This is a genomic window from Pseudomonas putida, assembly GCA_041071465.1.
GTDB classification, from domain to species: domain Bacteria; phylum Pseudomonadota; class Gammaproteobacteria; order Pseudomonadales; family Pseudomonadaceae; genus Aquipseudomonas; species Aquipseudomonas putida_P.
The window spans coordinates 1,213,044-1,224,586 of the sequence record CP163498.1 but is presented as its reverse complement, the minus strand read 5'-3'; the positions used below and the strand labels follow the sequence as shown (position 1 = coordinate 1,224,586).

General features: G+C 62.3%; 9 protein-coding genes and 2 pseudogenes. 6 read left to right on the top strand and 5 right to left on the bottom strand.

Annotated features, from left to right (window positions below; genetic code table 11):
* Positions 1–152: 152 nt before the first annotated feature.
* Positions 153–632, top strand: a complete 480-nt coding sequence (locus AB5975_05695; protein XDR21379.1) for a GNAT family N-acetyltransferase — start codon at positions 153–155, stop codon at positions 630–632.
* Positions 633–657: 25 nt separating this feature from the next.
* Here the strand turns inward: AB5975_05695 and AB5975_05690 are convergent, their stop codons facing one another.
* A complete protein-coding gene (locus AB5975_05690; GenBank protein XDR21378.1) occupies positions 658–1,887 on the bottom strand; it encodes an MFS transporter in 1,230 nt (409 codons plus the stop codon).
* A gap of 344 nt (positions 1,888–2,231) precedes the next feature.
* Between AB5975_05690 and AB5975_05685 the strand changes: the two genes are divergently transcribed.
* The 3 genes from AB5975_05685 to AB5975_05675 are packed head-to-tail and all read left to right on the top strand — an operon-like array spanning position 2,232 to position 4,844.
* Positions 2,232–3,668, top strand: coding sequence for a cytochrome ubiquinol oxidase subunit I (locus tag AB5975_05685; GenBank protein ID XDR21377.1), 1,437 nt, complete (start codon positions 2,232–2,234; stop codon positions 3,666–3,668).
* 3 nt (positions 3,669–3,671) lie between these two features.
* Entirely contained in the window at positions 3,672–4,679 is a 1,008-nt protein-coding gene (gene cydB / locus AB5975_05680) for a cytochrome d ubiquinol oxidase subunit II (GenBank protein XDR21376.1), read from the top strand.
* Between the two features lie 9 nt (positions 4,680–4,688).
* A complete protein-coding gene (locus AB5975_05675) occupies positions 4,689–4,844 on the top strand; it encodes a DUF2474 domain-containing protein (protein ID XDR21375.1) in 156 nt (51 codons plus the stop codon).
* 117 nt (positions 4,845–4,961) lie between these two features.
* Here AB5975_05675 and AB5975_05670 read toward each other — a convergent pair.
* Both AB5975_05670 and AB5975_05665 read right to left on the bottom strand, forming a co-directional pair.
* Positions 4,962–5,617, bottom strand: a pseudogene (locus AB5975_05670) (class I SAM-dependent methyltransferase).
* 563 nt (positions 5,618–6,180) lie between these two features.
* The gene (locus tag AB5975_05665) at positions 6,181–6,888 is read right to left on the bottom strand and encodes an autoinducer binding domain-containing protein (GenBank protein XDR21374.1); all 708 of its coding nucleotides are present in this window, start codon (positions 6,886–6,888) and stop codon (positions 6,181–6,183) included.
* Positions 6,889–7,098: 210 nt separating this feature from the next.
* Between AB5975_05665 and AB5975_05660 the strand changes: the two genes are divergently transcribed.
* Positions 7,099–7,875: a ferredoxin--NADP reductase gene (locus AB5975_05660; GenBank protein ID XDR21373.1), complete on the top strand. Its 777-nt coding sequence runs from the start codon at positions 7,099–7,101 to the stop codon at positions 7,873–7,875.
* 33 nt (positions 7,876–7,908) lie between these two features.
* Here AB5975_05660 and mscL read toward each other — a convergent pair whose 3' ends face one another.
* Positions 7,909–8,328: a large-conductance mechanosensitive channel protein MscL gene (gene mscL / locus AB5975_05655; protein ID XDR21372.1), complete on the bottom strand. Its 420-nt coding sequence runs from the start codon at positions 8,326–8,328 to the stop codon at positions 7,909–7,911.
* A 176-nt stretch (positions 8,329–8,504) separates the two neighbouring features.
* Between mscL and radA the strand changes: the two genes are divergently transcribed.
* Positions 8,505–9,875, top strand: coding sequence for a DNA repair protein RadA (gene radA, locus AB5975_05650; GenBank protein ID XDR21371.1), 1,371 nt, complete (start codon positions 8,505–8,507; stop codon positions 9,873–9,875).
* Between the two features lie 107 nt (positions 9,876–9,982).
* Here the strand turns inward: radA and AB5975_05645 are convergent.
* Positions 9,983–11,499, bottom strand: a pseudogene (locus AB5975_05645) (nucleobase:cation symporter-2 family protein).
* Positions 11,500–11,543: the final 44 nt, after the last annotated feature.

Here is an 11,543-nt window from a genome sequence, read left to right as displayed (position 1 = left end):
CAGCAAAGCACAGACCGTACCGGTTGCCGTGGTTTTGTGTGGGGAGGAAAAAAGCCGCGCATCATACCAGCATGCTCGGTGAGCGGTAATCAATGTCGCGATATACTGCCGATTCTGCGCCGCGCGGCATGCGGCCTCGTGGGAGCAGCGCTGTGCAGTTGATTGACTACCGTGACCTGAACCAGGCCCAGCGCGCCCAATTGCTCGATATCCAGCTGCACCCAGCGCAGCAACGCCATGCCGGTGATGTGGCCAGTGCGTTGTATCTGCTGCTCAACTGCAAAAGCGATCAACGGCGTGCACTGGTGATTGTGCTCGACAGCGTGCCGCAGGGGTTGCTGTTGCTTCAGTGCGGGGCATTTCTACCCGCCTGGGCCAAGCCTGGTGCGGCGATGATAACGGCCTTGCAGGTCGACAAACGCTTGCAGGGGCGTGGCTTGGGCCGTGGGTGCATGCAGGCCTTGCCGGCAGTGGTGCGCGCGATGTGGCCGGATGTCGAATGCCTGCAATTGTCAGTGGACCGCGACAACCATGCGGCGTTGGGTTTGTACCGCGCCACCGGCTGGATGGACAGTGGCGATGGCTACACGGCCCGCAGCGGCCATGAACGTTGCATGACCTTGATGCTCTGAGCGGCCAGCGATCGGGCCACGGCGTTCAGTTGGTGGGCTTGCTGTGCAGTTGATCGCGCTTGGCCAGGGTCGGGAACAGCTTTATCCATACCCCGGTCACCACCAAGGTGCCCACCCCGCCCATCACCACCGCCGGCACTGTGCCAAACCAGTGCGCCGTCACCCCCGATTCGAACTCACCGAGCTGGTTCGAGGCACCGATGAACAAGCCGTTCACTGCACTCACCCGCCCGCGCATTTCATCCGGTGTCTCCAGTTGCACGAACGAGCTGCGAATGACCATGCTGATCATGTCCGCCGCGCCCAGCACCACCAGCACCGCCAGCGAGAACCAGAACGAGGTCGACAGGCCGAAGGCGATGGTCGCCACGCCGAATACGCCAACGGCGGTGAACATGGTCCGCCCGACTTTGCGCTCGAACGGGAAGCGTGCCAGCCACAGCGACATCAGCAACGCCCCCACCGCGGGTGCCGAGCGTAGCAGGCCAAGGCCCATCGGGCCGGTCAGCAGGATGTCCTTGGCGAACACCGGCAGTAGCGCGGTGGCCCCGCCCAGCAACACTGCAAACAGGTCCAGCGAGATGGCGCCGAGGATATCGGGCCGGCTGCGGATGAAGCGGATGCCGGCCAGCAGCGATTCGATGCTGGCGCGCCCACGTTGGGCGACTTGGCCGCGTGCCTGCAGGCTCAGGGTCAGCACACAGGCAATGGCGTACAGGGCAACGGTCGGGCCGTACACCCAGATGCTGCCGAACGCATACAGGAAACCGCCCACTGCCGGCGCCACGATGGTGGCCGACTGGGTGGCCGACGCCGAAGCCGCCACCGCCCGCGGGAACAGCCCAGGTGGCACCACATTGGGCAACAAGGCCTGGGTTGCCGGCATTTCGAACGAGCGCGTGGCTCCGAGCAGGAAGGCCAGGGCAAAGATCAGTTCGCGGGTGACGTTGTCGGTCGCGCTGCCCACCGCCAGCGCCAGGGCAATCAGCCCCTGCAGGCTCTGGCACAAGGCAGCGACCTTGCGCCGGTCATAGCGGTCGGCGACATGCCCGGTGTGCAACATGAACAACACCCGTGGGGCGAATTCGACCAGACCGACCAGGCCCAGGTCCAGCACATTGCCGGTCAACTGGTAGAGGTGCCAGCCAATGGCCACGGTGAGCATCTGGAAGCCGCTGGCGGTGAACACGCGGGCCAGCCAGAAGGCCAGGAAAGGGCGGTGGTGACGCAACAACTGCGGTGCGGAATCGGACATCGGAAACCAGGGGCCTCGGCGCAGTAGAGGGGTGGGCAGCGTATCATCTGTTTGTAACAAACGGTTACTGTTTGCCCAGGTCTGCACTTTTCCACGGTTTATGAAAGAGGGTGGGGCAACCGGTCACGCGGCAATCAACCACACGGCCCGTCAGGCCATTCGGGACTATGCTTCCTAGCAGTCGTTGATCTGGATCAATCGTTCCAGATGTAACGATCGGGCCCTTGGGCCGAAATCCCTGCGATCGAACAGAACAATTCCAACGCGCCGTACTCGACCCAGTGGGGGCAGTGGGCGACTGGGGCCACAAGCCCGGACGCCGGATTATCTGAAGAGGAAGCACCATGTTCGGAATAGAGGCCTTAGAGCTCGCCCGAATGCAGTTTGCCTTTACCGTGTCGTTCCACATCCTGTTCCCGGCCATCACCATTGGCTTGGCGAGCTACCTGGCAGTCCTCGAAGGCCTCTGGCTGAGGACCCACAACCAGGTCTACCGTGATCTCTATCATTTCTGGTCGAAGATATTCGCCGTCAACTTTGGCATGGGCGTGGTCTCTGGCCTGGTCATGGCCTACCAGTTCGGCACCAACTGGAGCCGCTTCTCCGACTTTGCCGGCGCCGTCACCGGCCCGCTGCTCACCTACGAAGTTCTCACTGCGTTCTTCCTCGAGGCGGGCTTCCTGGGTGTCATGCTGTTTGGCTGGAACCGCGTCGGCCGTGGCCTGCACTTCTTCTCCACGGTGATGGTGGCGCTCGGCACACTGGTTTCGACGTTCTGGATCCTTGCCTCCAACAGCTGGATGCAAACCCCACAAGGCCACGAGATCATCGATGGCCGGGTGGTGCCGGTGGACTGGTTTGCAGTGGTGTTCAACCCCTCGTTCCCCTACCGCCTGATGCACATGGCCACAGCCGCGTTCGTTTCCACCGCGTTCTTCGTCGGTGCTTCGGCGGCTTGGCACCTGCTGCGCGGGCGTGACAACCCGGCCGTGCGCAAGATGCTGTCGATGGCCATGTGGATGGCGCTTATCGTCGCCCCGATCCAGGCGGTGATTGGCGACTTCCATGGCCTCAACACGCTCAAGCATCAACCGGTGAAAATTGCCGCGATCGAAGGCCACTGGGAGAACGTACCCGGCGAGCCGACCCCGCTGATTCTGTTCGGCATCCCCGACATGAAGGCCGAGACTACCCGCTTCAAGGTCGAGATTCCCGCGCTGGGCAGCCTGATCCTGACCCATAGCCTGGACAAGCAGGTGCCGGCGATGAAGGAGTTCCCGCCCGAGGATCGGCCTAACTCGACCATCGTGTTCTGGTCGTTCCGGATCATGGTCGGGCTCGGCTTCCTGATGATCTTCGTCGGCCTGTGGAGCCTGTGGTTGCGCAAGCGCGGCACGCTGTACAGCTCGCGCCCGTTCCTGCATGTGGCCCTGTGGATGGGCCCATCTGGGCTGGTCGCGCTGCTGGCCGGCTGGTTCACCACCGAAATCGGCCGCCAACCTTGGGTGGTGTATGGCCTGATGCGCACGGCTGACGGCGTGTCCAACCACAGCTACGCCCAGCTTGGTTTCACCCTGGTGGCCTTCGTGGTGGTGTATTTCGCCCTGTTCGGCACCGGCCTTGGCTACATGATGCGCCTGGTGCGCAAAGGGCCGCAGACCGGGGAAGGTGACGAGCACACGCCGGGTGGCCCTGGCCAGAAACGCACTCCGGCGCGGCCGTTGTCCGCCGCCGATGATGGCCGAGAGGCCACCTCTGCCAGCCTGAACAAGGGGAACTGAGCCATGGGTATCGACCTTCCGCTGATCTGGGCCGTGATCATCATTTTCGGCGTCATGATGTACGTGGTGATGGACGGTTTCGACCTGGGCATCGGCATGCTGTTCCCCTTCGTCAAGGGCGAGCAGGACCGTGATGTGATGATGAACACTGTCGCGCCAGTGTGGGACGGCAACGAAACCTGGTTGATCCTGGGCGGGGCGGGGCTGTTCGGGGCTTTCCCGATGGCTTACGCCGTCGTTCTCGAGGCCTTGTACCTGCCGCTTATCCTGATGTTGATCGGTTTGATCTTCCGTGGCGTGGCCTTCGAGTTTCGCTTCAAGGCCAAGGCCGACAAGCGGCATATCTGGGACAAGGCATTCATCTGGGGGTCGTTGGTCGCCACCTTCTTCCAGGGTGTGGCGTTGGGTGCCTTCCTCGAAGGCTTCAAAGTGGTCGACCGCCATTTCGCCGGTGGCACACTCGACTGGCTTACCCCGTTCAGTCTGTTCTGTGGTTTGGGGCTAATCGTTGCCTACACGTTGTTGGGGTGCACCTGGCTGATCATGAAGACCGAAGGGCCGCTGCAACAGAAGATGCACGACATGGCCCGGCCGCTGGCGCTGGTGCTGCTGGCGGTGATCGGTATCGTCAGCCTGTGGACCCCCATCGCCTACCCGCAAATCGCCGACCGCTGGTTCAGCATGCCCAACCTGCTCTGGTTCATGCCGGTGCCGCTGCTGGTGCTGGTGACCTTCTACGGGCTGCTGAAGGCGGTAGCGCGCAATGCACACTACACGCCGTTCCTGCTCACCCTGGTGTTGATCTTCCTGGGTTACAGCGGCCTGGGCATCAGCCTGTGGCCGAACATCATCCCGCCGTCGATCTCGATCTGGGAGGCCGCAGCGCCCCCGCAAAGCCAAGGTTTCATGCTGGTGGGCACCCTGTTCATCCTGCCGTTCATCCTGATGTACACCTTCTGGAGCTACTACGTGTTCCGCGGCAAGGTGACCCACGAAGACGGTTATCACTAGGAGGGCCGCATGATGACGGGCAAACATGGCTTGGAAGACAAGAAACCGCTGTGGCAGCGGCTGGGTTGGCTACTGCTGATTTGGGCGATGAGTGTTGCCGCGCTGGGCGTGGCGGCATGGGTGATGCGGCTGTTCATGGGGGCTGCGGGATTGACCACCCATTGAGAGCAGCGGGGGCGCCTGTGGGAGCGGGCGTGCCCGCGAAGCAGGCATCGCGATAGATGGCACCGGCTTCGCCGGTGTTCGCGGGCAAGCCCGCTCCCACAGGGGCGGCGCGGGCTCTTATTTGCGGGCTTTCAGAATGACGAACTTGGGCGTAGCCGCCACCTGCTCAACCCCTCGGAACAACCGCGCCAGCTTGCTGTGATAGCCCAGGTGGCGGTTGCCCACGATGTACAGCGCCCCACCCACCACCAGCGCTTCTCGCGCCTGCTGGAACATGCGCCAGGCAAGGAAGTCCCCCACCACCTGTTGCTGGTGGAACGGCGGGTTGCACAGCACCACGTCCAGCGATTGTTTCTCTACCCGGCCAACCCATCGGCCGCGACGAAATTGGCGGCACGTTCGCCCAGTGCAGCTCGCCAGTTCTCCTGCGCTGATTGCACGGCCATGTACGACTCATCGACCAAGGTGTACTCAGCGTCCGGGTTGCCCAGGGCGCTGGCAATCGCCAGCACGCCGTTGCCGCAGCCCAGGTCCGCTACCCGCGCGTTGCCCAGGTCGCGGGGCAAGTGGGGCAGGAACGCCCTTGTGCCGATATCCAAGCCCTCACGGCAAAACACGTTGGCGTGGTTGACCAACTCCAGCACCGGCGCGTCGAGGTGGTAGCGGCTAGGGTAGGGTGAGCGGGCGAGCGGGCGTTCGGCCACCGTTGCGGTCAGCAAGCGGGCCTTTTTCTGTGCCAGCGAAGCCTGCACAGGGCCGATGTACTTCTCCATCAGGTCACCGGCCGCCCGTGGAAGGTGCTTGATCATGGCCCCGGCAATCACCTGCGCGCCAGGCGCCAGGTGGCCCTGCAGGCGGATCAGTTGTTCTTCAAGCAGGGCCAGGGTCTTGGGCACGCGTACCAGCACTCGGTCGAAGAGGCCTTGCCAGTGCTCGCTGGCCGGTACGAACGGCACGCTATCGAACGTCAAACCGTTGCGCGTCAGGTTCTTTTCCAGGCCAAGGTGCGCCAGATGTGAGTCACCGCTGCTGACCACCTGCAGGCGGCCCGCCAGGCTGACGGCCAGGGCGCCGAAGCTGTCATTGAGCACCAGTACCCGGCAGTTGGCGTCAGGTGCCTGTTCGTGCAATTGCGCTAGCAGGTACTCGTCGGCGGCATCGAAGGCCTGCAGCGGGTCGTTGGCCTGCTCCGGCTGGCGGATCAGGTCGAGTTCGGCGTAGGGGGTGGTCACAGGGGCATGGCGTCTGGCTCGGGTACGAAACTGCCCGTTGCGGTTCGCTCCGGGCTTTGCCGGGCGATTCTACAGGGCTTTGCCCAAGGTCGCAGGTGTGAAGGTCAGATCCAGCCACGCAGGGCGGCTATGGCGATGGCGCCAGCCTTGTTGGCAGCGTTGGTCTTGGTGATCACGCTGCGGATGTGGAAGTTCACCGTGCTTTGCGAAAGCGACAGGATGCAGGCAACGTCGGCAGCGGTCTTGCCGGCAGCCGACCATTTCAGCACTTCCAGTTCACGCTCGCTCATTCTTGGTTGAGGTGGGCACAGTGCGTTCAGGTGGTGTTCGCCAAGCACGGCATGCAGGGTATGGCACAGCCACTGGACGCTGCCGGCCTTGTCATAAAGCTCGACGATGTCGATCTTTTCGGCAGGCCTGGCCACGCTGATCTGGCTTTCGTTGTGCTGCAGGTCGTGCAGTGATTGCGTCCAGCCGTGACGCAAGCCGTGCTGACAGGCCGCTTCGCGAAATTGAGGGGCGTCTCGGTATAGGTCGTCAGTCCATAGTACGGGGGTGGTCGAACTGTGACTCATGTGCGCTGCCGGGTCCTGCTTGTAGAAATCGTCGCGCTGATAGCGCTCGATCCACTCACTTGGGTAGTTGCTGTAGAGGTACAGCCTTGGTGTTTGCGTGGCGATCTGGATGCGGATATTCAGCCCAAGGTAATCCATGCCCAGCTCCTGAGCCAGATGGACTGCGATGTCGAACAGCTTCTGCGGGTTGCGCTCGCTGACGAACGCATGAAGATGCTCGGGTTTCCAGTGAAGCATCGAGACATTCCTCGGGGCGTAGGATCCAATCCATTTGGGTACCCGATGATTGTAGGAAAGTCCTACCTTAGTGTTGGGATTTTTTTGTTATAGCACTTAGGGTTTTCTGCCAGTTCGGCACGATCCCCCTTGGTGAGGCCCTACAAAGCGGTGGTTTTTATCCAAGCCACTTTAAGCGACACTGTGCACACGCCAACCCTGGAGCCCGATATGACCGCTAGCGCCGAAAAGTTCACCCGCCAGACCCTGCTCGATGTTCAGCCGCTGACGCCGAACCTCTTCAGCCTGCGGGTTACGCGCGATGCGGGGTTCCGCTTTCGTTCCGGTCAGTTCGCCCGCCTTGGCGTGACCAAGGCCGATGGCAGCGTGGTGTGGCGCGCCTATTCAATGGTCAGCGCGCCCCATGATGAGCATCTGGACTTTTTCTCCATCGTGGTACCCGGTGGCGAGTTCACCAGCGAGCTTAGCCGGCTGGGTGCGGGCGATACCTTGCTGATCGACCGTCAGGCTTTCGGTTTCCTCACCCTCGACCGTTTCGTCGGTGGTCGCGACCTGTGGCTGCTGGCCACGGGTACGGGCATTGCGCCGTTCATGTCGATCCTGCAGGACTTCGAGGCTTGGGAGCGTTTCGACAACATCAAGCTGGTGTACTCGGTGCGCGAAGCCAAAGAGCTGGCCTACGTAGATGAAATCGCCGGGCTGGAGCAACGCGAGTACCTGGCGGAGCATGCGGGCAAGTTGCAGTTCATTCCGGTGGTGACCCGTGAACAACACCCAGGGGCGTTGAACCAGCGCATTACCACGTTGATCGAGAATGGTGAACTGGAGAAGGCGGCGGGGCTGGCGCTGTCGCCAGAGCATTCACGGGTGATGCTGTGCGGTAACCCGGAAATGATCGACGAAACCCGTAAAGTGCTGAAAGCGCGTGACCTGCAACTGAGCCTGAGCAAGCGGCCAGGGCAGGTAGCGGTCGAAAACTACTGGTAAGGCCAGGGGGCTGCAAGGCAGCCCCCTGCTACCTCACGGCAAGCGATTCTGATTCTGCGTCTTGAGCAAGTCGCGAATCTCGGTCAGCAGTGTCTCTTCAGCCGAAGGCACCGGCGGCGTAGTCGGCGCCACGGCTTCCTCACGCTTGAGCCTGTTGATCGCCTTCACCCCCATGAAGATGGCAAAGGCCACGATCACGAAGTCGATCACGGTCTGGATGAACTTGCCATACGCCAGCACTACCGCTGGTACGTCACCTTCGGCAGCCTTCAGGGTAATGGCCAGGTCGCTGAAGTCCACACCACCGATCAGCAGGCCCAGTGGTGGCATGATCACGTCACCGACGAAGGACGAGACGATCTTGCCGAAGGCCGCGCCGATGATGATACCGACCGCCATGTCGACGACATTGCCTTTGACCGCGAAAGCCTTGAACTCGTTGAGCATGCCCATGTTTGGTTCCTTGTAACAAAAGGTAAGGTTAACGCAGTGTAAGCCACTAAAACGCTTCATGCGTTGTGTTCAGGGCTACTGACTGCAGTTAGAACGAATAGTTTTGTCGCATCCCGAAGCGTTCGAGACACGTCCTGCTCGGCTATCATGGCGATTTTTTCCAGGAGACCCCACCCATGGCCAAGGCCAAGCGCTTGTATGGCTGCACCGAGTGCGGCGCGACCTTCCCCAAATGGGCCGGCCAGTGCGGCGAATGCGGGGCCTGGAACACGCTGGTCGAAACCATGATCGAAAGCGGCGGCGCCGCTGCGCCCAGCAGCGGCCGCGCGGGTTGGACCGGGCAGCAGGCACAGATCAAGACCTTGGCCGAAGTCAGCGTCGAAGAAATCCCGCGCTTCACCACCAGCAGCACTGAACTGGACCGCGTACTGGGCGGTGGCCTGGTGGATGGCTCTGTGGTGCTGATTGGTGGTGACCCCGGTATCGGCAAGTCGACCATTTTGTTGCAAACGTTATGCAACATCGCCGTCGGCATGCCGGCGCTGTATGTCACCGGTGAGGAGTCGCAGCAACAGGTTGCCATGCGCTCACGGCGGCTGGGCCTGCCCCAGGACCAGCTCAAGGTAATGACCGAAACCTGCATCGAGACCATCATCGCTACGGCACGCGTCGAGAAACCCAGGGTGATGGTGATCGACTCGATCCAGACGATTTTCACCGAGCAGCTGCAATCGGCCCCCGGCGGTGTGGCCCAGGTGCGCGAAAGCACGGCGTTGCTGGTGCGTTACGCCAAGCAGAGCGGCACGGCGATCTTCCTGGTCGGCCACGTGACCAAGGAAGGCTCGCTGGCCGGCCCGCGGGTACTGGAGCACATGGTCGATACCGTGCTGTATTTCGAAGGCGAGTCCGATGGCCGTCTGCGCTTGTTACGGGCGGTGAAGAACCGTTTTGGCGCGGTCAACGAGCTGGGCGTGTTCGGCATGACCGACCGTGGCCTTAAAGAAGTGTCCAACCCGTCGGCGATCTTCCTCAACCGTACCCAGGAAGAAGTGCCAGGCAGCGTGGTGATGGCTACCTGGGAGGGCACCCGGCCAATGCTGGTTGAAGTGCAGGCGCTGGTCGACGATAGCCATCTGGCCAATCCGCGGCGGGTAACCCTGGGCCTGGACCAGAACCGCCTGGCCATGTTGCTGGCGGTGCTGCACCGTCATGGCGGTATTCCTACCCATGACCAGGACGTGTTCCTCAACGTGGTGGGCGGGGTGAAGGTGCTGGAAACGGCTTCGGACCTGGCGCTGCTGGCGGCGGTCATGTCCAGCCTGCGCAATCGGCCGCTGGCCCATGGTCTGCTGGTGTTTGGCGAGATCGGCCTGTCGGGTGAGGTGCGGCCGGTGCCCAGTGGCCAGGAGCGCTTGAAGGAAGCGGCCAAGCACGGCTTCAAGCGGGCCATCGTGCCCAAGGGCAATGCGCCGAAAGAGCCACCGGCGGGGTTGCAGGTGATTGCCGTGACCCGGCTGGAGCAAGCCCTGGATGCATTGTTCGAGTAACTTGTAGCCTGTTCTGGCCCTATCGACGGCAATAGGCCAGAACAGGCAAACGAAAAAGGGGCCGATGATGCGCATCGGCCCCCTCCACCTCACCGCTCAGTCAGCAGTCAATGCTCGGCAACCGCTGCGCGCCTGACCGTTTCATTGCCATGCTCGTCCAGCTCCAGCATCGGCACTTCGTTACCCTCGGCATCGAACAGCTTGCCGTCCTTGAAGTAGTCGCCATCACGCAGCGCGGAAATGTCCGAATACTGGATGGTGCGCTCGTACGCCGCAGCGAACACCGACTGGTTTTCCGAGTTGCCGGTGGTGAAGTGGTTGAAGATCAGGTTCAGCAAGATGGCCATGATCGCCGCCGAGCTGATGCCCGAGTGGAAGATGGTCTCGAACCAGTTCGGGAAGTGGTGGTAGAAGGTCGGCGCGGCAATCGGGATCATGCCGAAGCCCAGCGAGGCCGCGACGATGATCAGGTTGACGTTGTTCTTGTAGCTGACCTTGGACAAAGTACGGATACCGCTGGCCGCCACGGTGCCGAACAGCACGATGCCAGCGCCACCCAGTACCGGGGTAGGCACGGCGGCAATCACCCGGCCCATGATCGGCAGCAGGCCGAGTACCACCAGAATCACACCACCGGTGGCCACCACGTAGCGGCTCTTGACCCCGGTCACGGCCACCAGGCCGACGTTCTGAGCGAACGCGCTCTGGGTGAACGAGCCGAAGATCGGTGCCAGGATGCTCGATGCCATGTCGGCACGCAGGCCGTTGCCCAGGCGCTTGGAGTCAACCTTGGTGTCGATGATTTCACCCACGGCGAGGATGTCGGCCGAAGTTTCCACCAGGGTTACCATGATCACGATGCACATCGACAGGATCGCGGCGATGTGAAACTCCGGCATGCCGAAGTGGAACGGCGTGGGGAAGGCCAGCATCGGGCCTTCGGTGACCTTGCTGAAGTCGGCCATGCCCAGCGACCAGGCGATCAGTGTGCCGATCACCATGGCCAGCAGGATCGACAGGCGCGAAATGGTCGCGCTGCCCAGCTTGCTCAGCAGCAGCACGATGGCGAAGGTCAACCCGGCCAAGCCGATGTTGGCCACGCTGCCGAACTCTGGCGAGGCGCTGTTGCCACCCATCACCCAGCGTGCGGCCACTGGCATCAGGGTCAGGCCGATGGTGGTGATGACGATGCCGGTCACCAGGGGAGGGAAGAACTTGGTGATGCGCGAGAACACCGGGGTGATCAGGAAGCCGATCAGCGACGCCGCCATGACCGCGCCAAGCACGCCAGGCAGGCCACCGCCGCCCTCGCTGCTGAGGATCGCACCCATGGTCGCCACACCGGCGAACGACACGCCCTGCACCAGCGGCAACTGGCAGCCGAAGAACGGCAGGCCAAGGGTTTGCAATAGGGTGGCCAGGCCACCGGCAAACAGCGAGGCGGCGATCAGCATGCCGATTTCGGCACCGTTCAGGCCCGCGGCCTGCCCCAGGATCAGGGGTACCGCGACGATCCCCCGTACATGGTCAACACATGCTGCAGACCATAAGCCAGGTTGGCACCAAGGCCGAGGTTTTCATCCTCGGGGCGCTTGGCGGGAGACGTGCTAGGGGACGTAGTCATGGAGCAGGCTCTCTGTTTATTGTTGTGCCGCTACTGTAGACACT